This window comes from Streptomyces albidoflavus (genome assembly GCF_000719955.1).
Taxonomy (GTDB): domain Bacteria; phylum Actinomycetota; class Actinomycetes; order Streptomycetales; family Streptomycetaceae; genus Streptomyces; species Streptomyces albidoflavus.
Genome location: NZ_JOII01000002.1, coordinates 91,747 through 113,145 on the forward strand (window position 1 = coordinate 91,747; position 21,399 = coordinate 113,145).

23 protein-coding genes and 1 pseudogene are annotated in these 21,399 nt (G+C 75.5%); 12 read left to right on the forward strand and 12 right to left on the reverse strand.

All coding sequences use genetic code 11. The features are described from left to right. Window positions 1-82 precede the first annotated feature (82 nt). Entirely contained in the window at window positions 83-538 is a 456-nt protein-coding gene (locus tag IF45_RS0102115; protein ID WP_003946681.1) for a MarR family winged helix-turn-helix transcriptional regulator, read from the reverse strand. Between the two features lie 171 nt (window positions 539-709). Here IF45_RS0102115 and IF45_RS0102120 point away from each other — a divergent pair, with 171 nt between their 5' ends. The 3 genes from IF45_RS0102120 to IF45_RS0102130 all read left to right on the forward strand — a co-directional run bounded on the left by IF45_RS0102120 (window position 710) and on the right by IF45_RS0102130 (window position 3,935). Continuing rightward, the gene (locus IF45_RS0102120) at window positions 710-2,155 is read left to right on the forward strand and encodes an MFS transporter (RefSeq protein ID WP_003946682.1); all 1,446 of its coding nucleotides are present in this window, start codon (window positions 710-712) and stop codon (window positions 2,153-2,155) included. A gap of 305 nt (window positions 2,156-2,460) precedes the next feature. After that, window positions 2,461-3,681, forward strand: coding sequence for a cytochrome P450 (locus IF45_RS0102125; RefSeq protein WP_003946683.1), 1,221 nt, complete (start codon window positions 2,461-2,463; stop codon window positions 3,679-3,681). A 53-nt stretch (window positions 3,682-3,734) separates the two neighbouring features. Further along, on the forward strand, window positions 3,735-3,935 hold the full coding sequence (locus IF45_RS0102130) for a ferredoxin (protein ID WP_030305133.1): 201 nt from the start codon (window positions 3,735-3,737) through the stop codon (window positions 3,933-3,935). A 27-nt stretch (window positions 3,936-3,962) separates the two neighbouring features. Here IF45_RS0102130 and IF45_RS0102135 read toward each other — a convergent pair whose 3' ends face one another. Then, entirely contained in the window at window positions 3,963-4,994 is a 1,032-nt protein-coding gene (locus IF45_RS0102135; protein WP_178132473.1) for a zinc-binding alcohol dehydrogenase family protein, read from the reverse strand. A 209-nt stretch (window positions 4,995-5,203) separates the two neighbouring features. Here IF45_RS0102135 and IF45_RS0102140 point away from each other — a divergent pair, with 209 nt between their 5' ends. Continuing rightward, the gene (locus tag IF45_RS0102140; protein ID WP_030305136.1) at window positions 5,204-6,325 is read left to right on the forward strand and encodes a PP2C family protein-serine/threonine phosphatase; all 1,122 of its coding nucleotides are present in this window, start codon (window positions 5,204-5,206) and stop codon (window positions 6,323-6,325) included. 21 nt (window positions 6,326-6,346) lie between these two features. Here the strand turns inward: IF45_RS0102140 and IF45_RS0102145 are convergent, their stop codons facing one another. From IF45_RS0102145 to rpmB, 3 genes are all read right to left on the reverse strand, one after another. Further along, entirely contained in the window at window positions 6,347-6,706 is a 360-nt protein-coding gene (locus IF45_RS0102145) for a UBP-type zinc finger domain-containing protein (protein WP_010639520.1), read from the reverse strand. Between the two features lie 154 nt (window positions 6,707-6,860). Further along, window positions 6,861-7,166, reverse strand: coding sequence for a 30S ribosomal protein S14 (gene rpsN, locus IF45_RS0102150; protein WP_003946689.1), 306 nt, complete (start codon window positions 7,164-7,166; stop codon window positions 6,861-6,863). Continuing rightward, window positions 7,166-7,402 carry a 50S ribosomal protein L28 gene (gene rpmB / locus IF45_RS0102155; protein WP_003946690.1) on the reverse strand — a complete coding sequence of 79 codons (237 nt, stop codon included), beginning with the start codon at window positions 7,400-7,402 and terminating at the stop codon, window positions 7,166-7,168. The genes rpsN and rpmB overlap by 1 nt, the downstream gene beginning before the upstream one ends. 69 nt (window positions 7,403-7,471) lie before the next feature. Here rpmB and rpmG point away from each other — a divergent pair, with 69 nt between their 5' ends. The 4 genes from rpmG to rpsR are packed head-to-tail and all read left to right on the forward strand — an operon-like array spanning window position 7,472 to window position 9,367. Beyond that, window positions 7,472-7,636, forward strand: coding sequence for a 50S ribosomal protein L33 (rpmG, locus tag IF45_RS0102160; RefSeq protein ID WP_003946691.1), 165 nt, complete (start codon window positions 7,472-7,474; stop codon window positions 7,634-7,636). A 45-nt stretch (window positions 7,637-7,681) separates the two neighbouring features. Continuing rightward, complete coding sequence (locus IF45_RS0102165; protein ID WP_003946692.1) at window positions 7,682-7,936, forward strand: type B 50S ribosomal protein L31; 255 nt, start codon at window positions 7,682-7,684, stop codon at window positions 7,934-7,936. Then, window positions 7,933-9,081: a CobW family GTP-binding protein gene (locus tag IF45_RS0102170; RefSeq protein ID WP_030305139.1), complete on the forward strand. Its 1,149-nt coding sequence runs from the start codon at window positions 7,933-7,935 to the stop codon at window positions 9,079-9,081. The genes IF45_RS0102165 and IF45_RS0102170 overlap by 4 nt, the downstream gene beginning before the upstream one ends. Window positions 9,082-9,127: 46 nt before the next feature. Next, on the forward strand, window positions 9,128-9,367 hold the full coding sequence (rpsR, locus tag IF45_RS0102175; protein WP_003946694.1) for a 30S ribosomal protein S18: 240 nt from the start codon (window positions 9,128-9,130) through the stop codon (window positions 9,365-9,367). 7 nt (window positions 9,368-9,374) lie between these two features. Here rpsR and IF45_RS0102180 read toward each other — a convergent pair whose 3' ends face one another. Then, window positions 9,375-10,097: a flavodoxin family protein gene (locus IF45_RS0102180; protein WP_003946695.1), complete on the reverse strand. Its 723-nt coding sequence runs from the start codon at window positions 10,095-10,097 to the stop codon at window positions 9,375-9,377. 189 nt (window positions 10,098-10,286) lie between these two features. On the opposite strand from IF45_RS0102180, the gene IF45_RS0102185 reads away from it, so the two are divergent. Continuing rightward, on the forward strand, window positions 10,287-11,237 hold the full coding sequence (locus IF45_RS0102185; RefSeq protein ID WP_003946696.1) for a DUF5996 family protein: 951 nt from the start codon (window positions 10,287-10,289) through the stop codon (window positions 11,235-11,237). A gap of 7 nt (window positions 11,238-11,244) precedes the next feature. On the opposite strand, the gene IF45_RS0102190 is transcribed toward IF45_RS0102185, so the two are convergent. Next, window positions 11,245-12,552, reverse strand: a complete 1,308-nt coding sequence (locus IF45_RS0102190) for a vWA domain-containing protein (RefSeq protein ID WP_078842827.1) — start codon at window positions 12,550-12,552, stop codon at window positions 11,245-11,247. Window positions 12,553-12,731: 179 nt separating this feature from the next. Here IF45_RS0102190 and IF45_RS0102195 point away from each other — a divergent pair, with 179 nt between their 5' ends. From IF45_RS0102195 to IF45_RS32075, 3 genes and pseudogenes are all read left to right on the forward strand, one after another. Next, window positions 12,732-13,940: a lycopene cyclase family protein gene (locus IF45_RS0102195; RefSeq protein ID WP_030305147.1), complete on the forward strand. Its 1,209-nt coding sequence runs from the start codon at window positions 12,732-12,734 to the stop codon at window positions 13,938-13,940. Further along, window positions 13,937-15,496, forward strand: coding sequence for an FAD-dependent oxidoreductase (locus tag IF45_RS0102200; RefSeq protein WP_030305149.1), 1,560 nt, complete (start codon window positions 13,937-13,939; stop codon window positions 15,494-15,496). The genes IF45_RS0102195 and IF45_RS0102200 overlap by 4 nt, the downstream gene beginning before the upstream one ends. 45 nt (window positions 15,497-15,541) lie before the next feature. Then, window positions 15,542-15,805, forward strand: a pseudogene (locus IF45_RS32075) (winged helix-turn-helix transcriptional regulator); the annotation flags it as partial. Between the two features lie 24 nt (window positions 15,806-15,829). On the opposite strand, the gene IF45_RS0102215 reads toward IF45_RS32075, so the two are convergent. The 5 genes from IF45_RS0102215 to IF45_RS0102235 form a co-directional block, all read right to left on the reverse strand. Continuing rightward, window positions 15,830-16,483: a LysE family translocator gene (locus tag IF45_RS0102215; RefSeq protein WP_010639532.1), complete on the reverse strand. Its 654-nt coding sequence runs from the start codon at window positions 16,481-16,483 to the stop codon at window positions 15,830-15,832. Between the two features lie 62 nt (window positions 16,484-16,545). Then, a complete protein-coding gene (locus tag IF45_RS0102220) occupies window positions 16,546-17,544 on the reverse strand; it encodes a DUF5914 domain-containing protein (RefSeq protein ID WP_030305153.1) in 999 nt (332 codons plus the stop codon). Next, a complete protein-coding gene (locus IF45_RS0102225) occupies window positions 17,541-18,503 on the reverse strand; it encodes a phytoene/squalene synthase family protein (RefSeq protein ID WP_030305155.1) in 963 nt (320 codons plus the stop codon). The genes IF45_RS0102220 and IF45_RS0102225 overlap by 4 nt, the downstream gene beginning before the upstream one ends. Further along, the gene (gene crtI, locus IF45_RS0102230) at window positions 18,500-20,041 is read right to left on the reverse strand and encodes a phytoene desaturase family protein (protein ID WP_030305157.1); all 1,542 of its coding nucleotides are present in this window, start codon (window positions 20,039-20,041) and stop codon (window positions 18,500-18,502) included. Before crtI ends, IF45_RS0102225 begins: the two co-directional genes overlap by 4 nt. Further along, complete coding sequence (locus IF45_RS0102235) at window positions 20,016-21,254, reverse strand: polyprenyl synthetase family protein (RefSeq protein WP_015508271.1); 1,239 nt, start codon at window positions 21,252-21,254, stop codon at window positions 20,016-20,018. The genes crtI and IF45_RS0102235 overlap by 26 nt, the downstream gene beginning before the upstream one ends. Between the last annotated feature and the right edge of the window lie 145 nt (window positions 21,255-21,399).

Here is a 21,399-nt window from a genome sequence, read left to right on the forward strand (position 1 = left end):
CCGGCGGGTGGGGCATGGCGGACGGGGCGCGACAGGGGCTATGGGGCCTGCGGGCTCGTGCGCCGGGAGGGGGGACGGAGGCTCAGGGGCGGGGCCACGGACGGCCGCTGAGCCGCTCGATCCCCGCGTTGAAGCGGCGCAGATAGGCGGCGAAGGCGGCGATGTCCTCCTCCGGCCAGTCGGCCATGACCCGGTCCAGGGAGGCCACGACCCCCTCGCGCTCCTCCCGCAGGGCCTCCATCCCGGCCTCGGTCATCCGGAACTTACGGGCCATGCCGCCCTCCGGATCGGGGACGCGCTCGGCCAGCCCGGCGCGGAGCACGGCGGCGGTCTGCCGGTTGAGCGTGGAGGCGTCCAGGCCGAAGGCGTCACTCAGTTCGCCGATGGACATCGGCCCCTGCACCTCCAGGCGGCTGAGCAGGATGTACGCGCTGCGCTCCAGCGCGCCGTGCCGGCGCCGCCCGGCGCGCTGGTGGAGGAAGGAGTGGCGGCCCAACAGCATCTGCTCGTACTCGACCTCGCGCGCCGCCTCGCCCATCCGCCCTGCCGCCTTCCGTTCACCCCTGGGAGCACCGGCGTACCCCCGCCCCACGCTCCGGAGCCATCGTCTCATGCGCGTGCAGAACGCACGTAGCATGCACGATACATTCGATGTGTACGATGCACATCACTTCGCAGCCCCTCCCCCACCGACCCCAGGAGCACGCCCATGGCCTCCTCGCAGCCCACCGCACGGCCCGGCGCGGTGGTCGCCGTGCTGGCCTTCGCCGGCACCACCGCCGCGATCATGCAGACGCTGGTGACCCCGCTCATCGCGGAGCTTCCCCGCATCCTCTCCACGTCCGCCTCGAACGCGACGTGGGTGATCACCGTGACGCTGCTGGTCTCCGCGGTCTGCGTGCCGGTCGTCGGCCGCCTCGGTGACCTGCTCGGCAAGCGCCGGATGCTGCTGGCCTGTTCGGTGCCGCTGATGGCCGGCTCCGTGGTCTGCGCGCTCGCCTCGTCGGTGGTGCCGATGATCGTCGGCCGCGGCCTGCAGGGCATGGGAATGGGGATGGTGCCGCTCGGCATCGCCCTGCTGCGCGACGTGGTGCCCGAGGAACGGCTCAGCTCCTCCATCGCCCTGGTCAGCGCCTCCATGGGGATCGGCGGCGGGCTGGGCCTGCCGCTCTCCGCGGCGGTCGCGCAGTACGCGAACTGGCGGGTGCTCTTCTGGGGTTCCGCCGCGCTGGCCGCGGTGATCGCCGCGCTGGTCTGGTTCCTCGTCCCGAGCGTCCCGGCCGTGGGCAAGGGCCGGCGGTTCGACGCGGCGGGCGCCGTCGGGCTGGGCGCGGGCCTGGTCTGCCTGCTCCTCGCGGTCTCCAAGGGGGCCGAGTGGGGCTGGGGTTCGGCCACCACGCTCGGCCTCTTCGCGGCGGCGGCCCTCGTCCTGCCGGCCTGGGGCGCGTGGGAGCTGCGGATCGCCGACCCCCTGGTGGATCTGCGCACGACCGCCCGGCCGCGCGTACTGCTCACCAACCTCGCCTCGGTCTTCGTGGGTTTCGCGATGTACGCGAGCATGCTGGTGATGCCGCAGCTGCTCCAGTTCCCCGAGGCCACCGGGTACGGCCTGGGGCAGTCGATCCTCGCGGCGGGCCTGTGGATGGCCCCCGGCGGCATCATGATGATGGTGGTCTCGCCGTACGGCGGGAAGCTCACCGACGCACGCGGCCCCAAGTTCACCCTGATCACCGGCGTCCTGGTGATCGCCGCCGGCTACGGGGCCTCGGTGGCCCTGATGGGCTCCGCCTGGGGCATCATGCTCGCCATCATGGTGATCAACAGCGGTGTCGGACTCGCCTACGGCTCGATGCCCGCCCTCATCATGAGTTCCGTCCCGCGCACCGAGACCGCCGCGGCCAACAGTTTCAACACCCTGATGCGTTCGCTCGGCACCTCGACGGGGGCCGCGGTGACGGGCGTGGTCCTCTCCCAGATGACGGTGGGGCTGGGCGGTGCCGTCGTGACCTCCGAGAGCGGGTTCCGTACCGGACTGCTGATCGGATGCGGGGTCGCACTCGTCTCCGCGGTCGTCGCGTCGGCCATTCCCGCCGCCCGCCGCGCGGCCCGGGAGGAGTCCGCCCCGCCCGCGGAGAAGGCTCCCGCCGGAGTGTGAGAAGGGCGCGCGGCACCCGTTCACCTGTCCGCGTCGATTACCGGCCGCATACACCGAACGCTCCCGCCCGCCCGCCTCCCGAATGCGACAGCTTTCTCCACAGGAACGTCGCAGGGCGGCGCGCGGTCCGGAGGCGGCCCCATCCGGAGGCCCGGGAAGTTCCTGGCCGAGGCCGTTCCCCGCCCACCGAGCCGCGTACGCGCGTGCCCGTTCCGAGCCTTTCCGGTAAATGGCCGAGAAGAGCTCGGAGAAGTTAAGTCAACTGCTTTACTCGGGGCCCTGTCCGCACTGACGAGGAGGCCCGTATGGCTCGTTCCGCCGACACCCCGCCCCTGGACTACCCCCTGACGTCGAAGGCGGCCCTGGAACCGCCCGAGGAGTGGGCCGGACTGCGCGAGGGCTGCCCGGTCGCCCGGGTCACGCTGCCCAGCGGCGACGAGGCGACACTGCTCACCCGCTACGACGACGTCCGGGCGGCCCTCTCCGACCCCCGGCTCAGCCGGGAAGGGCTGGCATCGCCGGACGCGGCGCGCGTCGCGGCCGGGGACACCGCCGGGATCTTCGCCAGCCCGATGGCGAGGGCCCTGAACGACGAGGGCCACGAGCGGTGGCGGCGCATGGTGGGCCGGTGGTTCACCGCGCGCCGGATGTCCGCGCTGCGGCCCGGCATGGAGGAGCTGACCGCCCGGCTGATCGGCCGGATGCGGGAGCACGGCGGCCCCGCCGACCTCGTCGCTCACCTCGCCTTCCCGCTGCCCGTCCTGGTGATCTGCTCCATGCTGGGCGTCCCGGAGAGCGACCGGGACGCGTTCAAGGGGTGGTCGGACACCTTCCTGAACACGACGCGGTACACCAAGGCCGAGACCGAGGCCGCCCACCGCGACTTCGCCGCGTACATGAGCGGCCTGGTCGACGCCAAGCGGGCCGCGCCCGGCGACGATCTGCTGAGCCACCTGCTGGCCGGGGCGGACAGCGAGGGCGAGCCGATGTCCGAGGCGGGACTGGTCGCCACCGGACAGGCCCTGCTCCTGGCCGGGCACGAGACCACGGCCGGGTTCATCGCGATGATGACGGCCCATCTGCTCTCCGACCGCACCCGCTGGGAGCGCCTGGTGGCCGACCCCTCACTGGTCCGCCGCTCCGTCGAGGAACTGCTGCGGTTCGACCCCAACGGCAGCGGCTTCGGCATGCTCCGCTACGTCCACGAGGACACCGAGTTCTCCGGCGGCACCGTCCCGCGCGGCACCACCGTGGTGTGCAGCATGGCGGCCGCCAACCGGGACGAGCGCGCCTGGCAGGACGCGGCGGCCATGGACCTCGACCGCTCCCCCAACCCGCACCTGGCCTTCGGCGTCGGTCCGCACTCCTGCCTCGGTCAGCCGCTGGCCCGCACGGAACTCCAGGCGGTCCTGACCGTGCTGCTGCGGGAACTGCCCACCCTCCGCCTCGCCGTGGACCCTCGCGAGCTGCGCCGCCACGAGGGGCTGCTCACCAGCCCGCTGCGCGAACTCCCCGTCACCTGGTGACCAACGGCTCCACGCCGGGCACCACCCCACCAGCGACCGGAGAAGGACGGCTCATGAAGATCACTGTCGATCAGGAGAAGTGCTGCGGCGCCGGTCAGTGCGTGCTGATCGCGCCGGAGGTGTTCGACCAGCGGGACGAGGACGGCATCGTCGTCCTCCTCGACGCCGCACCGCCCACCGCGCTCCACGGCGACGTCCGGGAGTCGGCCGAGGTCTGCCCGACCGCGGCCATCGAGGTGGCCCAGGAGGAGTGAGCCCACCGGGGGCCGGGGCGCGGCGGATCAGGCGGGCGGTACCGGCCCCCGGGGCTCCAGGTCGTTGACCAGGACGGCGGCGCCGTCGAACCGCCCGGCCTTCAGGTCCCGCAGGGCGTCCTGGGCGCGGGAGAGCGGGTAGGGGTGCGTGGTGGCGCGGACCCGGTGGCGTTCGGCGAGGGCGAGGAAGTCGCGGCCGTCGCGCCGGGTGTTGGCGGTGACGCTGCGCACCTCCCGCTCGTAGAAGAGGTCCTGCTCGTACTTGAGGGGCGGGATGTCGGAGAGGTGGATGCCGGCGACGGCGAGGACGCCGCCTCGGTCCAGGGCGCGCAGCGCCACCGGGACCAGTCCGCCCGCGGGGGCGAAGAGGATGGCCCCGTCGAGGGACTCGGGCGGCCGGCCGTCGGCGCCGCCCGCCGAGGCGGCGCCCAGGTCGAGGGCGAGGCGCCGGGCGGCGGCGCCCCGGGTGAGGACGTGGACGCGGGCGCCCTGGGCGAGGGCGAGCTGTGCGCAGAGGTGGGCGCTGCCGCCGAAGCCGTAGAGGCCGAGCCGGCCGTTCTCGGGGAGGGAGGTGCGGAGCAGGGCGCGGTAGCCGATGATGCCGGCGCAGAGCAGCGGGGAGAGCGCGGTGTCGCCGACGCCGCCGGGCAGCGCGTAGGCGAAGGCGGCGGGGACGGTGGTGTACTCCGCGTAGCCGCCGTCGGCGTCCCAGCCGGTGTAGCGGGAGGCGGGGCAGAGGTTCTCGTCGCCGCGCCGGCAGAAGCGGCAGGTGCCGTCGGTGGAGCGGAGCCAGGCGACGCCGACCCGGTCACCGACGGCGTGGCCGTCCACGTCCGGCCCGGTGGCGGCGACCACGCCGACCACCTCGTGCCCCGGGGTGACGTGCGGCCGGTGCACGGGCAGGTCGCCCTCGGTGACGTGGAGGTCGGTGCGGCAGACCCCGCAGGTGCGGACGTGCACCAGGAGTTCGCCGGGGCCCGGGGTGGGCACGGGTTTCTCCACGTACCGCAGGGGCTGTCCCTCGACCGGCCCCGGTTCGCGGACCTCCCACGCGTGCATCGTCGCGGTCATGGCACCGGTCACCTCGCCTTCGCGTGTCCCCTTCGACCAGCCTGCGAGGGCGGGGGCGCGGGCGCAATCCGTGGCGGTCGGGTGAGCCGGCGGCGGGCTGCTCCGGGCGGACGCCCAGCGTTGGCCGGGGCCCGGTGTCCGTGCGCATGCTGGGCGGAACGTCCCGGCCGGCGGGGCGGGGGCAGGAGGCGCGGCGGGTGGCGGGACGGCGCACAGCAGGAGCGACGAACGGGGCGGCCCACCGGACGGGCAGAGGCCCGCTGGCCCTGCTGCCTCCGGCGCTGATCGTCGGCGGCGTCCTCGCCAACGTCGTGGGGCCCCAGCCGTACACCGGGCTCCCCCTGCTCGCGGCGGCCCCGCTCGCCGCCTGCATCGTGCTCAGCTTCCGTGGCGCCGTCGTCATCGCGGCGCTCAGCGTCGTCGCCTCGGTCGCCGTCGATCTCGGCCTCGACCGCCCGACCGCCGCCCGGCTGGTCGACGTGGCGGACGTGCTGGTCATCTCGCTGATCGGGCTGTGGCTCAAGCGGGTCATGGACAACCGCGACCGGAGCCTCTCCCTGACCAGGGACATCGCCGAGGCCGCCCAGCTGGCGGTGCTCCCCCAGCCGCCGCCCCGGGCGGGGGAGCTGCTGGTGGCCACCCGGTACCAGGGCGCGCACGAGGGGGCGCGGATCGGCGGTGACTTCTTCGCGGTCCAGGACACCCCGTACGGCGTGCGGCTGATGATGGGGGACGTGCGGGGCCACGGGCTGCCCGCGGTCTCCGCGATGTCCGCCGTGGTCGGGGCTTTCCGCGAGAACGCCCATCACGCTCCCGACCTGCACGCACTGGCGCGGCGGCTGGACACGGCGGCGGAGCGGGCCGAAGGCGAGAAGGGGGAGGGTTTCAGCGAGGAGTTCACCACCGCGCTGCTCGGGGAGATCCCGCCCGGCGGTGACCGGGTCGTCCTGCTCAGCCGGGGGCACCTGCCTCCCTACCTGGTGGCGGACGGGCGGGTGGCGCCGCTGATCCGCAGCACGCCCGGCACCCCGCTGGGCGCGGGCCTGCCCGGCCCGGACAACGCCGAGACCGACACCTTCCCGCTCCCGCCCGGGGCGTCCCTGCTGCTGACCACGGACGGCGTGACGGAGGCCCGCGACCGGCACGGGGTCTTCTACGACCCGGTGCGCGGGCTGGCCGGGCACTCCTTCGGCGGGCCGCAGGAACTGGTGGACACCGTCGTCCGCGAGGTGACGGCGTGGAGCGGCGGGCGGCTCCACGACGACATGGCGGTCCTGGCCCTCACCCGGCGGGAACCGCCGGGAGCGGAGGAGGCGTGAGGCTGCGGGACTCCGCGCCGCTCAGTTCAGGTGCTGCTGCCAGTCCTCGGGGACCGCTCCGGCCGGGCCGGGTACGGGCTGGTCGGCCGGGTGCGAGGTGGGCGGGGCGAGCTGCGGGCCCTCGTAGAACTGCTGGGTCTCGTTGTTGTAGAACCAGTCCTCGCCCGGCTCGTAGCTGGTGATGAAGGGGTGGCCGGCCGCCTTGGCGTGCTTCGTGCCGTGCTGGGACGGCGAGGAGTCGCAGCAGCCGATGTGTCCGCAGGCGGCGCAGCGCCGCAGGTGGAACCACCAGCCGGGCCCGTCCCCCGTCAGGCAGTCGGCGCAGCCCGGGCCGCTCGGGGCGGCGGCCGGGTCGATGCCGGGGATCGCTTGGTCGGTCACCGGTACGCTCCTCGCTCGGTCGGCGCCGGGCGGCGGGCCGCACGGCGGCGGGGCGGGCGCCCTTTCTCCAGGCTGCGCCCGGCCGGGGAGGGCCGCCAGCGGGGAGGGACGGCGGCGGCCGGGCCGCCGGTGAGGGCCCGGCCGCCTGCTCACCTCACCAGGACGACTTGGTCACGCCGGGCAGGAACCCCGCGTGGGCCTGTTCGCGGACCCGCACCCGGGAGAGCCCGAACTTGCGCAGGTGGCCGCGGGGGCGGCCGTCGACGCTGTCGCGGTTGCGGACGCGGGTGGGGCTGGCGTCGCGCGGCTGGCGGCGCAACTCGGCGAGGGCGTCGCGGCGTTCGGCGTCGGTGGAGGAGGGGCGCCGGACGATCTCCTTGAGTGCGGCGCGGCGGGCGGCGTACCGCTCGACGACGGCCTTGCGGTGCTCGTTGCGGGCGATCTTGCTGCGCTTGGCCATCAGACCTTCCCTCCCCGGGCGCGGATGCGGGCGACGGCCGCCTCGATCCCGATCACGTCGATCGTCTTGACCGCCCGCGCGCTCAGGGTGAGGCGGACGGTACGGCCCTCGCTGGGCAGCCAGTAGCGGCGGCGCTGGATGTTCGGGTCGAAGCGGCGCGAGGTGCGCCGGTGCGAGTGGGAGATGGAGTTGCCGAAGCCGGGCTTGGCTCCGGTCAGTTGGCAGTGCGCGGACACGGTGTGACCTGCCTCTCTGATGCGGCTCCCCGATTTGGAGATGAAAACCGTTTCCATATACTAGCCCGCATGGCTCGCAACGAAGTACGCCCGGTGGTCAAGCTCCGCTCCACCGCCGGCACCGGATTCACCTACGTCACCCGCAAGAACCGCCGCAACGACCCGGACCGCCTGGTCCTGCGCAAGTACGACCCCGTCGCCCGGCGGCACGTCGATTTCCGCGAGGAACGCTGACGGCCGCTCCCCCGTCCGCTCCGCCCCCTCCCGAAGGAGACCCCCATGAAGCCCGGAATCCACCCGGCCTACCGCCCCGTCGTCTTCCGCGACCGCGCGGCCGGTTTCGCCTTCCTCACCCGCTCCACCCTCACCGGCGACCGCACCGTCGAGTGGGAGGACGGCCAGACGTACCCGGTGATCGACGTCGAGATCTCCTCGGCGAGCCACCCCTTCTACACCGGCAAGGCGCGGGTGCTGGACACCGCGGGCCGCGTCGAGCAGTTCGAACGCCGTTACGGACGGCGGGCGGACCGGTGACCGGCGCGCTGCCCGTCGCGATCGTCGCCGGGCTCCACGCCGACGCCCGCCGCGCGGCCGTCGAGGAGCTGCTGCGCACGGTCGAGGGGAGCGTCGCCCTCCACCACGACCTGGCCACGGCCGTCACCGGCACCGTGCGGCGCACCGTGCGCGACCGCTCCGGGGAGCTGGGCGCGGGCGACACCCCGCTGGTCAACGACTGCGCCTGCTGCGCCCTGCGGGAGGACCTCGTTCCCGAGCTGCGGCACCTGGCCGGGGACGGGCGGACCCGGCTGGCGGTGGTCGAGCTGTGGGACTCCGTCGAGCCGCAGGCGATGGCCGAGGTGGTCGCGGCCCACGGCGGCGAGGAGCTGACGGTCACGGCGGTGATGACCGCGATCGACCCCGCCCTGATCCTGCCCTGCCTCGGCAACGGCGACGACCTCGCCGAATCGGGCCTCGCGGCGGCCCGGACCGACCAGCGCACCGTCGCCGACACCTGGGCGCGGCAGCTGGAGTACGCCCCGGTGCTCGCGGTGGCCGAGAGCGAGGAGGCCGACGACGAGGACCGGGCGCTGCTGGCCCAGCTCCACCCGACGGCCCGCCATGTTCCCCTCGGATCCGGCGAGTTGGCACGGTTCGCCTTCGCCGGGTTCGACCCCGAGGCGGCCTCCGTCGCCCAGCACCCCGCCTGCGCCCTGCTGCCGCAGGAGGCGGACGAGGCCGGCGTGGCGACCACGGTGTGGCACCGGGACCGGCCGTTCCACCCCGGGCGGCTCTTCGCGGCGCTGGAGGATCTGGCCTGTGCGGCGGCGCGCAGCCGGGGCCGGTTCTGGCTCGCCGACCGGCCGGACACACTGCTGGTCTGGGACTGCGCGGGCGGCGCGCTCTGCGTCGAGGAGGCCGGTCCCTGGCTGGCGGCGCTGCCGGACGCGGCCTGGGAGATGGTGCCGCCGGTGCGCCGGGCGGCCGCCGCCCTCGACTGGCACCCCGCGCACGGCGACCGCTGCCAGCACCTGGTCTTCACCTCGCCGGGGCTCGACAGCGACGGCCTGGTCCGGCTGCTCGACTCCTGCCTGCTGACCGAGGAGGAGTTCCGGGCGGGACGGCGACTGCTGCGGGAGCTGCCCGACCCCTTCGCCCGGTTCCTCGACCCGGTGCGCTGACCCGCGCGCTCTCCCCCGTACCCCGTCAACCAGTGAGGAGCGTGCCGTGGCACGTCGTTCCGAGGCCGGCCGGAAGCCGGTCAAGTCCCGCCCCAACCCGCTGCTCGCGGCGGGCATCACCTACATCGACTACAAGGACACCGAGCTGCTGCGGAAGTTCCTCTCCGACCGCGGCAAGATCCGCAGCCGCCGCATCACCCGGGTCACCGCCCAGCAGCAGCGGCAGCTGGCCCGTGCCGTGCGCAACGCCCGCGAGATGGCACTGCTGCCCTACCCCGGGCGGTGAGCGCGCGTCAGCTGCGGTGCTCCGGGTTGGGCGCGTCGAAGCGGCAGCCGGCGTCCCACTCGGGGCGCTGGTTGCCGTACGTGGGGATGCCGCCGGCCCGCTTGAGGAGGGCGGCGAGGTGCATGAGGTTCCAGGCGGCGAAGGTGGTGTTCCGGTTGGTGAAGTCGTTCTCGGGGCCGCCCGAGCCCGGTTCGAGGTAGCTGGGGCCGGGGCCCGCCTCGCCGATCCACCCCGCGTCGGCCTGCGGCGGGACGGCGAAACCGATGTGCTGGAGGCTGTAGAGGATGTTCATGGCGCAGTGTTTGAGGCCGTCCTCGTTGCCGGTGATCAGGCAGCCGCCGACCCGGCCGTAGTAGGCGGACTGGCCGGCCTCGTTGAGTTCGGCCGAGTTGGAGTAGAGCCGTTCGATGGTGTGCTTCATGACGGAGCTGTTGTCGCCGAGCCAGATCGGGCCGCAGAGCACCAGGATGTCGGCGGCCATCACCTTGGCGTACAGCTCGGGCCAGCCGTCGCTCGCCGCGCCGTGCTCGGTCATGTCGGGCTGGACGCCGACGGCCAGGTCCCGGTCGACCGGGCGGATCACCTCCGTGCGCACGCCGCCCGCGCGCATCACGGCGGTGCTCCGCTCGATCAGCCCGTCGGTGTTGCTGGTCTCCGGTGACGGCTTCAGGGTGCAGTTGAGGTAGAGGGCGCTGAGGTCGTCGTAGCGGGGCGGGTTGCCGGACGGCATGGCGCGGGTCCCTTCGCAGCGGCTGGTGGCACGAGCCTGGAACACGGCAGGTCGGGCGGCCACCACAGCGCGGCGAACGCGGTACGCGCCGCCGCCCAGCGGATGCGGCCCGGCCCGCCGGAGCCGAGAGTGGGACGCAGTGCCCCCGGCCGTCCGGGGCCGGGGCGTGCCGTACGGGAGGCACCCCCGATGGACCTGTTCCCCGCGCTGCCCAGGCAGTCCTGGGCGCCGACGAAGGAGACGCTGCACCGCTTCCTCCAGATCGTCGGGAAGGTGCGGCTGGCGGCCAGTGTCCGGCGCAACCACTGGTGGAACGTGCCCTTCCACCTGACCGGGGACGGCATCACCACCCGGCCCTGCGGCCCGCTGGCCGACGGCACGGTCTTCACCGTCGACTTCGACTTCACCGCCCACCGGCTGCGGGTGCTGACCCTCGACGGGCGGCAGGTGTCGTTCGGCCTGGCCGGCCTCTCGGTCGGCGGGTTCTACCGCCGGTTCACCGGGACCCTGGCCGCCCTGGGCATCAGCACCGTCCCCGCCCACCCCTACCCCTTCGACCTGCCGGACGCCGCCCGTCCGTTCGCCGAGGACGAGGAGCACGCGACGTACGACCCGGCGGCGGTGGGGCGCTACTGGACGATCCTCACCCAGGTCATGCTGGTCCTGGAGGAGTACGCCGCCGGGTACTCCGGCAAGACCAGCCCGGTCCACCACTTCTGGCACACCTTCGACATCGCCGTGACCCGGTTCTCCGACCGGCACGTGGCGCAGGGGGCCTCGGCCGACCCGGTCACCCGGGAGGCGTACTCGCGCGAGGTGATCAGCAGCGGCTTCTGGTTCGGCGACGAGCGCTCCTACCCCGAACCCGCCTTCTACGCGTACGCGGCGCCGGAGCCCGACGGTCTCGCCCGGCAGCCGCTGGAGCCCGCTGCCGCGCGGTGGACGGAGAGCAACGGCGCGCACCTCGCGCTGCTCCCCTACGACGAGGTGCGCACCGCCCCCGACGCACGCGCCGAGATCCTGCGGTTCTACGACAGCGCCTACGCGGCCGCCGCCCGGCTGGCCGGCTGGCCCGCCGACCGGCTCTGCCCGGGCGGCGTCACCGACCCCGAGGAGCGGGTCGTCCCCGGACCGCTGTGAGCACCGGTCAGCGCAGGACGCCGGCCTCGCGGGCGGCGCCGAGCCAGAGCGGGAACTCCGAGAGCAGCCGGTCGTACATCTCCGGGTCGGCGACCTGGTCGACGTCGTCCACGGCGAAGAAGCCGACGTTGTCGACGGTGCGGCCGGCCAGCGTGTCGAAGTACTCCAGGACGCCGTAGTGCGAGCGTCCCAGTCCCACGAACTGCCAGAAGACCGGCTCGTCGGCGGCGGCCCGCAGTTCGCGTTCGATCTCCTTGCTGCGGTAGACGCCGCCGTCGGAGAAGAAGAGCACCAGCGTCGGCAGCGGGACGGGGTGGTCGCGGACGTAGGCGCGGACGTCGGCGATGACCTTCTGCTCCTCGTTCTGGATGCCGACGGTGCGCATGTCGACCTGGCCGTCGGCGCGGGACTTGGGGCGCTTCTTGCGGCCGATGACGCCGAGCTGGCCGACGCGTACGTGCAGCCGCAGCCACTCGGGCAGCTCGCCGAGGTGCAGGTCGGGCAGGCGCGCCGGGCGGGTGGCGAAGGTCCATGCCTGCATGGTGCCGTCGTCGTCGAGGAGGGCGGCGACGGCCGCCATCCGTTCGGCGACCCGGGCGACGGTCCCCTTGGCGTAGAGGCCGCTCATCGAGCCGGAGGCGTCCAGGACGAGGATGACCCGGGCGGTGACGCCGGTGAGGCCGCCCTTGCGCAGACTGGTCGCGACCTGCTGCTTGCGGAGCGAGAGGCGTTCGCCCATGTCGGCCGGGAGCAGTTCCTCACCACGGGTCTGCGGCCGGGCGGGCGGGGCCGGACGGGGTGCCGGGCCGGGGCGCGGGGCGCGTGCCGGGGCGGGGGTGAGGCCGAAGTCGGCGGCGAGGCCCGCGAAGCCGTGGTCGTAGCCCTGGCCGACGGCGCGGAACCGCCAGCGCCCCTCGCGGCGGTAGAGCTCGCCGGCGACCAGCGCGGTCTCGCTGCGCGGAGCCATGTCGAAGTGGGCCAGCACCGTGCCCGAGCCGGCCGCGACCAGGCGCAGCCGCAGCCCCGTGACCCGTCCGAGGGTGCCGGAGCCGGTCCAGGCGCAGAGCGCGACGCGTTCGGTGGAGTCGGGGAGCGCCGCCAGGTCGACCTCGACGGCCTCGGCGCCGTCGAGCGTGCCGACGTGGCGTACGGCGTCTCCGGGGGCGCCGGGCTGGTCGCGGGCGACGAGGTCGGCGCCGGAGCGGACCCGCCCGGCGCCGGTCAGCAGCAGCGCGGCGGCGCTCACGGCGGGGCCGTCGGCGCGGCCGAGTTCGAGCCGCACCCGGTCCACGTCGACCGGGAGGTTGGCGCCCATGCTCATCGTCGTCACGGAGGTCAGTCTGCCAGGGCCCGCGGGGGTGACCGGTGGCCGGTGCGGCCGGGCCGAAGCGGACGACACGCCGCCGGTGGTCCGCTCCCGCGCGCCCGGCGAGGGCGACGATGCTGAGCGACAGGGCAGCGGGACCGGTATCGGCACGGACGAGGGACGGCGCGGTGGACGCGGAGATCGTCATCGTCGGCGCGGGCGCCGCCGGCCTCTCCCTCGCCCACCACCTGTGCGCGGCGCCCCCGGGCGCGCGCCTCCCCTCCGTGGTGCTGGTGGAGCCGCCGCCCGGCCCCGCGCGCCCCGCCGTGCGGACCTGGTGCCACTGGGGTCCCCCCGACGGCCCGTACGACGCGGTGCTCACCGCCTCCTGGGACCGGCTGCGGGTACGCGACCGCGCGGGCCGGGAGGCCGGGGGCGTGCCACGCGGGCTGCGCTACAAGATGCTGCGCTCCGACGTGTTCGAGGAGTTCGTGCTCGGCGAGCTGTCCGGCCGGCCCGGCTTCGTCCGGGAGACCGCCACCGTCACCCGGGTCACCGGCGGGCCCGGCGGGCCGGTGGCGGAGGGGCACGACGCGCGGGGGCGGCCCTACCGGCGCCGTGCGCGCTGGGTCTTCGACTCGCGCCCACTGCCCATGCTGCCCCCGGCCCGGACCACGCTGCTCCAGCACTTCCGCGGCTGGTTCGTGCGCACCGCCGGACCGCGCTTCGACCCCGGCTGCGCCGACCTGATGGACTTCCGCACCGCGCAGCCCGCGCACGGCCTCTCCTTCGGCTACGTGCTGCCGCTCGGCCCGCGCGAGGCGCTGGTGGAGTACACGGAGTTCTCCCGGGCCCCGCTGGACGCGGCCGGGTACGAGGCGGCGCTGCGGGACTACACCGGGAAGGTGCTGCGGCTCGGGTCGTTCGAGGTGACCGGGAGCGAACAGGGCGTCATCCCGATGACCGACGCGCGCTTCCCCCGCGCTCCCGCGCCCGGCGTCTTCCGCGTGGGCACGGCGGGCGGCGCCACCCGCCCCTCCACCGGCTACACCTTCGCGGCCGTCCAGCGCCAGGCCCGGCGGGTCGCCGACCGGTACCACCGGGGACTCGCCCCGGTCCCGCCGGTCCCCCACGCGCGCCGGTCGCGGGCGATGGACGCGGTGCTGCTGCGCGCCCTGGACCAAGGACGCGTCGACGGTGCCGCGTTCTTCGCCCGGCTCTTCACGGCGCTGCCCCCGGAACGGGTGCTGGCCTTCCTGGACGGCGCCACCGGCCCCCTCCAGGACCTGGGCATCGGCCGCCACGTGCCCTGGGGGCCGATGACCCGCACCGCCCTCGAACTGCCCTTCCTGCGCCGCCGGCCGGCCGGTGCCCCGCCCCACCGAGGAGAGCCATGACCACGCGTTCCGCCCGCCGCGAGGTGCCCCGCCGGGGCCGCGACCGCCGGGCCGAGTCCCTGCCGGCGGGGCCGGGCCGCCCCTGGTTCGGCGCCGACGCGCCCCGGGTCGCGGTGATCGGCGGCGGGATCGCGGGGCTCGCCGCCGCCACCGGCCTCGCCGAACGCGGCGTGCGCGTCACGCTGCTGGAGCGCCGGGAGCAGCTCGGCGGACGGCTCGCGGGGTGGGCCGACACCCTGTCCGACGGCTCGCCGGTGACGATGAGCCGGGGCTTCCACGCCTTCTTCCGGCAGTACTACAACCTGCGCGGGCTGCTGCGCCGGGCCGACCCGTCCCTCGCCATGCTGCGCGGCCTGCCCGACTACCCGCTCCTCGGCCGCGACGGCACCCGCGACAGCTTCCGCCACGTGCCGCGCACCCCGCCGCTGAGCGCCCTCGGCTTCGCCACGCTCAGCCCGAGCTTCGGCCTGCGGGAGCTGGCCGGGCTGGACGCGGCGGCCGCGCTGCCGCTCCTGGACGTACGGGTGCCGGAGGTGTACGCGCGGCTGGACGGGGTCGGTGCCGCCGCCTTCCTGGACCAGGTGCGGTTCCCCGAGCGGGCCCGGCACCTGGCGTTCGAGGTGTTCTCCCGGAGCTTCTTCGTCGACCCGTCCGAACTCTCCGCCGCCGAGCTGGCGCTGATGTTCCACATCTACTTCCTCGGCTCCTCCGAGGGGCTCCTCTTCGACGTCCCCGACGAGCCCTACCCGCAGGCGCTCTGGGACCCGCTGGCCGCCTACCTCACCCGGCTCGGCGTGGAGCTGCGCACCGGCACCGAGGTGGAGCGCGTCCAGCCCGCGGGCGGCGGGCGCCACCGGGTGAGCGCCGGGCGGGAGACGGTACCGGTCGACGCCGTGGTGCTGGCCCTGGACACCGGCGGCCTGCGCCACCTGGCCGCCGCCTCCCCGGACCTCGCCGACGCACGCTGGCGCCGCCGGGTGGCCGGGCTGCGGACCGCTCCCCCGTTCCTCGTCAGCCGCCTGTGGCTGGACCGCCCCGTCGACGCGGGCCGTCCCGGCTTCCTCGGCACCAGCGGGTACGGGCCGCTGGACAACGTCAGCGTGCTGGAGCGCTGGGAGGGCGAGGCGGCGCGCTGGGCGGCCCGCACCGGCGGCTCGGTGGTGGAACTCCACGCGTACGCCACCTCTCCCGGCTGCGATCGCAAGGCCGAACAGCTGCGTCTGACCGAGGAGTTGGCGAAGGTCTACCCGGAGACCCGGGACGCGCTGGTGGTGGACCGGCGCGATCTGTGGTTCGAGGACTGCCCGCACTTCCCCGTCGGCGGCTACGCGGACCGGCCCACCGTCAGCACCCCCGACCCGTCGGTGGTCGTCGCGGGCGACCTGGTCCGCACCGGCCTGCCCGTCGCCCTGATGGAACGCGCGGCCACCTCCGGCTTCCTCGCCTCCAACGCCCTGCTCCAGCGCTGGGGCGTACGCGGCCAGCACCTGTGGACGGTGCCCGACCGCGGGCGCTCGGCGCTGCTACGGGGGCTGGCACGGCTCGCAAGCCGGTAGGCGAACCGGCCGTCAGGGAGCGATGCCGAGGCGGCCGATCAGCCCCTGGTCGCCGACGGCCTGCTGGAACGCCGCCCGTACCGGGCCGGCCCGGTCCGCCACCAGTACGCCCTCACCGAAGGCGGCCGTTCCCTGCGCCCGGTGATCGTCGCCCTGGTCGACTTCACCACCGGCCAGGAGGCCGAACCGGTGGTGGTCGGCGCGCGGACCGGTGAGCGGCTCGACGACAGCGAGGCGTACGTGTTCACCGCCGGGCCGGCGGCCAGTGCGGTGATGCGGGGGCGGTACGAGGAGTGGGGGCGGGCGTAGGGAACCGGCGGCTGCCCGGTCTGCCTAGTCGGCCCGGCCGGTGACCGCCACCGTCGTGCCCAGGCCGATCATGGCCAGGCCGCCCGCGCCGCCGACCATCGCCATGCGCCGGGGCGAGCGGCCGAACCAGGTCCGGGCGGCGGAGGCCGTCAGGCCCCAGAGGCCGTCGGAGACCAGGGCCAGCACCGCTCCGGCCAGTCCGAGGACCAGCATCTGGAGGGTGACGTGGCCGGCCTCCCGGTCGACGAACTGGGGCAGCATCGCGGTGAGGAACACGACGCTCTTCGGATTGGTCACGCCGACCAGGAAGCCGGCCCGGACCGAGCCCCGCTCGCCGGAGGGCGCCGGGGCGAAAGCGGCGGCGCGGTCCCGGCTGCGCCAACTCGCCCGTACCGCCTTCACCCCGAGGTGGATGAGGTAGGCGGCCCCGGCGAACTTGATCAGGCCGAAGACCAGGGCCGAGGTCTCGACCAGGGTGCCGATGCCCAGGGCGACCGCCACGACCAGGGCGTAACCGCCCAGGGCGTTCCCGAGCACCGAGGCCAGCGCGGTCCGGCGCCCGTGGGCCAGGGCCCGGCCGACGACGAAGAGCACGCTGGGGCCCGGAACGGCGGAGAGCAGGACGGACATCGTGCAGAAGGCCAGCAGCCGGTGAGGGTCGATCATGCGCGGCATCATCACGCGCCCCCGTCCCCACGCACCAGGCGACTTTGGACCTAGGCCAGGGAGACGCCCCCGCCTCAGCCCGGGAACCGTCCCGCCGCCCTGAGCGCCCAACGGCGTTCCGCGTAGGCGAGGTCGTCGCGCCACAGGCGGGCGGCGGTGGCGCGCATGAAGGGGCGGAGGAGAGGGGCGGCGAGGCGGGCTGCGGTGAAGCCGGGGCGGGTGGAGGCGGCGATGACGGCCTCCACGACGGCCGTGCGGGGGCGGCCCGTCGCGTCGGGGGTGAGCGGGGTCGCGTGGGTCTCGACGACCGAGCCGACGCCCTCCCCCTGGGTGATGTGCATGACGACCGTGCGGGGTTCGGGCGCGGTGAAGACGGCCTGGACGGGGACGACGGCGCGGCCCGCCACCTTGAAGGAGACCTCCACGGTGAACCCCTCGTCGGGGGCGGCGGCATCGGCACCGGGCACGTCGAGGACGCGCAGGTCCACGAAGGAGTACGGGTGGAGCCAGGCCCCGTGCCACGGGTCGAGCCGGTTGGCGACGACGTCCTCGGGCTCGCACCGGCCGACGGCGGTGTAGACGGCGTCGACGGCGGTACGGGGGTCGGGGCGGGCCGGGAGCACCGGCCGGTCCAGCGGAGCCTCACCGCCCGCCTCGTCCAGCCGCACCCAGAGCAGTACGCCGTCGTCGTACGCGGGGTAGGGGTGCCAGCCGGCGAACGGGGCGCCGTCCAGGGGCAGTCCGTGCCAGCGGCAGACCAGGGTGCCGCACTGTACCGGGCTGTCGCGCAGGGGCGCGCCGAGGTGCGGGCAGGCGCCCGGGCCCGCGACGAGGATGCCGTCGGCGGTGCGCCAGGCGACCACCTCGACACCGGCGACGGTGCGGCCGAGGGGGCGTCCACCGCCCGGGGGCAGGTCGCGGGAGGCGCCGATGACGTACCAGTTGCCGCTGGCGGCGGCCTGGGCGCGGGCGAGGGCGGCGGCGATCAGCGGCGGCCGGGCCTCGCGCCAGGTGGGCCGCATCAGGTCCCAGGGCACGGGGTCGCGGCGCAGCCGGAGCGGGAGGGGGCTCATGCCTCCACCTTCGGGGCGGGTGCGCGGCGGTGGCGGCGACGGGCGGCGGCGAGGCGGGCGAGGCCGTCGGCGGCGACGGCGGCGCGGCGACGGCGGGGCACCACGGCCCGGCGGTGGACGGCGGCGTAGCCGTCGGCGGCGACCGCGTCGAGGATGGAGCCGTAGAGGATGTGGGCGGTGCGGATGCAGGGGCGGGCGACGGGGTCGAGCAGGGCGATGCCGGGGGCGGCCCGGTGGTAGATCTCGCGGGTGACGGCGGCGGCCTCGCGCAGGGCGCGGGTGATGCGCGCGTCGCGGTGGCCGGTGGCGCGGCTCCAGCACAGCAGGGCGCGGTCGACGCCGTGGGCGGCGAGGAGGTCGGCGGGGAGGTAGATCCGGCCCCGGTCGAGGTCCTCGCCGACGTCGCGGAGGAAGTTGGTGAGCTGGAAGGCGACGCCGAGGCCGGCGGCGTAGGGGGCGGCCTCCTCGCGGGGGACGACGGTGCCGAGGACGGGCAGCATCTGGAGGCCGATGACGGCGGCGGAGCCGTGCGTGTAGCGGCTCAGCGCGGCGAGGTCCGGGTAGTCGGTGACGGTGAGGTCGCTGCGCATCGAGGCCATGAAGTCGTGGAAGTGCCGGTGGTCGATGGCGTAGCGGCGGACGGTGTCGGCGAGGGCGTGGACCACCGGCTCGTCGCTGGTGCCCGTGCGCAGTCCGGCGGCCAGGCGCCGGTCCAGGCGGTCGAGGGCGGCGGCGCGTTCCCCGGTGGTGGCCGAGGTGCCGAGGTCGTCGACGATGTCGTCGGCGTGGCGGGCGAAGCCGTAGAGGCTGTGCACGGCCGGGCGGCGTTCGACGGGGAGCAGCCGGGTGGCGAGGAAGTACGTCCTGCCGTGGCGGGCGTTGAGGGTGCGGCAGGTGCGGTAGGCGGCGCGCAGGGCGGGGTCGGTGATCTGGGCGGCGTCGAGTTCGCGGGCGCTCATGCTCCGCCTCCGGCGGTCGCGGCGGCGGGGGCGGTGCGGCGGGGCCGGGGTGTGCCGCCGGGGAGGCCGGTGACGCGGGCGGCGGCGAGCCGGCCGGAGATCAGCACGGTGGGAACGCCGACGCCGGGGGTGGTGCCGCAGCCCGCCAGGACGGCGTTCGCGGTGCCGCGCACCAGGTTGCGGGGGCGGAACGGGCCGGTCTGGGCGAAGGTGTGGGCGGCGGAGAAGGGGGTGCCGGCGGCGTGCCCCTGCGCGGCCCAGTCGACGGGGGTGACCAGGGCTTCGGCCTCGATGGCGGCGCCGATGCCGGGCAGGCCGCGGGAGTCCAGGACGCGCAGGAGGTGGTCGCGGTAGCCGGGGGCGAGCGCGGTCCACTCCTGGGTGCCGGGGCCGATGTCGGTGTTGGGGCAGGGGGCGAGGACGTAGTGGAGGTGGCGTCCGGCGGGGGCGAGGGAGGGGTCGGTGGCGGTGGGCCGGGTGATGAGCAGTGAGGGGTCGCTCATCGGGCGTCCGTGGCGGGTGAGTTCGTCGAACGTGGTGTGCCAGGCGCGGCCGAAGGAGAGGGTGTGGTGGCCGAGGCCGGGCCAGGTGCGGTCGGTCCCGGCGTGCAGGATCACCGCCGACGGGGAGTGCCGCAGCGGGACGGCGCGGCGCGGGGTGCGGCCGAGCAGGCGGTAGGCGGTGGGCAGGTCGGGGGTGAGGACGACGGCGTCGCAGGGGATGCGGGCGCGGTCGGTGCGGACGGCGGTGATCCGCTCGCCGGTGCGCTCCAGGGCCTGGACGGTGTGGCCGTAGTGGATCTCGGCGCCCGCCCCGGTGGCGGCCTCGGCCATGGCGCGGGGCAGGGCGTGCATGCCGCCGCGCGGGAAGTGGACGCCGGCCATGGTGTCCATGTAGGCGATGACCGCGTAGGCGGCCAGCGCGCGGGCCGGGGGGACGCCCGCGTAGAGCGCCTGGAAGGTGAAGACGCGGCGGAGCCGTTCGTCGCGGATGAACCGGCCGACCTGGGCGTCCATCCGGCCGAAGCCGCCGAGGGCGGCGAGGCGGGCGAGGTCGGGGGTGAGCAGGGCGAGCGGTGAGTCGAAGTTGGCGTCGATGAAGCGGCGCATCTGGAGGGCGTAGAGCCGTTCCAGCCAGGTGCGCAGCCGCCGGTACCCGGCCGCCTCGCCAGCGGAGGCGAAGCGGCGGATCTCCTCCTCCATCGGCTCGGGCCGGGTGTGGACGTCGAGGCGGCTGCCGTCGGCGAAGTGGGCGCGGTAGGCGGGGTGGAGTTCGGTGAGGTGGAGGTGGTCGGCGAGGCGGGTGCCGACGGCGGCGAACGCCTCCTCGACCAGGTGCGGCATGGTCAGGACGGTCGGCCCGGTGTCGACCTGGTAGCCGCCGAGGTCGGTGCGGCCCGCCCGGCCGCCGGGCAGGGCCTCGCGTTCGACGAGGGTGACGCGGCGGCCGGCGCCGAGCAGGTGCAGGGCGGCCGACAGGCCCGCGAGCCCGGCGCCGACGACGACTACGTGGTCAGTGGGGCCGTGCAGTGTCCGCATGCCCTGCCTCTCGCTCGGGGTGGTGGGGCGTGTGGCCGGGCTCCGGGGTGGTGCCGGCGGCGAGCCGGAGCAGTCCGCGCAGCCGCTCCCCCGCCACCGGGTCGAGCGGCAGGGCGTCCAGGCGGGCCAGGGCGCGGCAGGCCATCCGGCCGATGCGCTCCTCGACGGCGGCGCGGGCGCCGGTGGACTCCAGGACCTCGCGTACGGCGTCGAGGCCGGCCGGGGTGAGGGCGGGGTCGCCGAGCGCCGCCTCCAGGACGGCCACGTCGGCGAGGCGGCCCCGCGCGGTGGCCCGGGCGTGGGCGAGGGCGACGAGGAGGGTGGGTTTGCCCTCGCGGATGTCGTCGCCGGCCGGTTTCCCGGTGCGGGACGGGTCGCCGAAGACGCCCAGCAGGTCGTCGCGGAGCTGGAAGGCGAGCCCGGCGGGGGCGCCGGCCTCGGCGAGGCGCCGGGTGAGCGCGGGCTCGGCCCCGGCGAGGACGGCGCCGAGCTCCAGCGGCCGGGAGGCGGAGTACTGGGCGCTCTTGAGCCGGGCGGTGCGCAGCGCGAGCAGGGCCGAGCGGTCGGCGGTGACCTGGCCGTGCAGGTCGAGGTACTGGCCCGCGACCATCTCGCCGCGCATCACCCGCCACACCGCTCGCACCCGGCGCCGTACCGGGTCGGGGAGTTCGGTCTCGGCGAGGGTGTCCTCCGCCCAGGCGAGGGCCAGGTCGCCGGCGAGCACGGCCGCCGCCCCCGCGAACAGGTCGGTGCCGGCCGCCCCGTACTGGTCGGCGAGGGAGACGTGCAGGGCGGGGCGGCCCCGGCGCAGCCGTGAGCTGTCCATGACGTCGTCGTGGACGAGGGCGCAGGTCTGGAGGAGTTCGACGGCGGCACCCACCCGGAGCGCGGCCCGCGCCCGGTCGCCGTCGGGCAGCGCGCAGGCCCGCAGCGCCCACCAGAGCAGGGCGGGCCGCAGCCGGCGCCCGCCGAGCGAGGTGAACCGCGCGATCCGCTCGGCGATGTCCCGCCCGGAGACGGGGTCGGTGGCGCACGCCTCGCTCAGGCGCTCGGCGAGGAGGGTGTGGAGCAGGGCGCCCACGGTGCCGTTGATGTCGCGGTCGGCGGCGGCGACCTGGGGGTGCGGTCCGGGGTGTGCCCCGCCGGGGCCGGCGCGGGTGGTGTGGGGGCCGTCCGGAGCGGCGGTGGCCGTGGGGTCTTCGGTGCGGCCCACTGCGGTCCTCTCCTCCGGCTCGCTGCTGGACGCTCCCGCGACGGGCCGGGGAACGCGGAGGGCGGGGGGTGGCCCCGCCGCCCGTTGGGGATCAGTGCCCCGTCCGGGCGGGGCACGGTCGGCGGGTCCCTCCATTGGAGGAGCC

Coding starts and splice junctions, on each gene's coding strand:
- IF45_RS0102200 (WP_030305149.1), top strand. CDS start 13,937: ATGACCACGCGTTCCGCCCGCCGCGAGGTGCCCCGCCGGGGCCGCGAC.
- rpmG (WP_003946691.1), top strand. CDS start 7,472: ATGGCTCGCAACGAAGTACGCCCGGTGGTCAAGCTCCGCTCCACCGCC.
- IF45_RS0102190 (WP_078842827.1), bottom strand. CDS start 12,552: ATGGGCGCCAACCTCCCGGTCGACGTGGACCGGGTGCGGCTCGAACTC.
- IF45_RS0102215 (WP_010639532.1), bottom strand. CDS start 16,483: ATGATGCCGCGCATGATCGACCCTCACCGGCTGCTGGCCTTCTGCACG.
- IF45_RS0102125 (WP_003946683.1), top strand. CDS start 2,461: ATGGCTCGTTCCGCCGACACCCCGCCCCTGGACTACCCCCTGACGTCG.
- IF45_RS0102130 (WP_030305133.1), top strand. CDS start 3,735: ATGAAGATCACTGTCGATCAGGAGAAGTGCTGCGGCGCCGGTCAGTGC.
- IF45_RS0102185 (WP_003946696.1), top strand. CDS start 10,287: ATGGACCTGTTCCCCGCGCTGCCCAGGCAGTCCTGGGCGCCGACGAAG.
- rpsN (WP_003946689.1), bottom strand. CDS start 7,166: ATGGCCAAGCGCAGCAAGATCGCCCGCAACGAGCACCGCAAGGCCGTC.
- IF45_RS0102180 (WP_003946695.1), bottom strand. CDS start 10,097: ATGCCGTCCGGCAACCCGCCCCGCTACGACGACCTCAGCGCCCTCTAC.
- IF45_RS0102135 (WP_178132473.1), bottom strand. CDS start 4,994: ATGCACGCGTGGGAGGTCCGCGAACCGGGGCCGGTCGAGGGACAGCCC.
- IF45_RS0102220 (WP_030305153.1), bottom strand. CDS start 17,544: ATGAGCCCCCTCCCGCTCCGGCTGCGCCGCGACCCCGTGCCCTGGGAC.
- IF45_RS0102165 (WP_003946692.1), top strand. CDS start 7,682: ATGAAGCCCGGAATCCACCCGGCCTACCGCCCCGTCGTCTTCCGCGAC.
- IF45_RS0102225 (WP_030305155.1), bottom strand. CDS start 18,503: ATGAGCGCCCGCGAACTCGACGCCGCCCAGATCACCGACCCCGCCCTG.
- crtI (WP_030305157.1), bottom strand. CDS start 20,041: ATGCGGACACTGCACGGCCCCACTGACCACGTAGTCGTCGTCGGCGCC.
- IF45_RS0102115 (WP_003946681.1), bottom strand. CDS start 538: ATGGGCGAGGCGGCGCGCGAGGTCGAGTACGAGCAGATGCTGTTGGGC.
- IF45_RS0102120 (WP_003946682.1), top strand. CDS start 710: ATGGCCTCCTCGCAGCCCACCGCACGGCCCGGCGCGGTGGTCGCCGTG.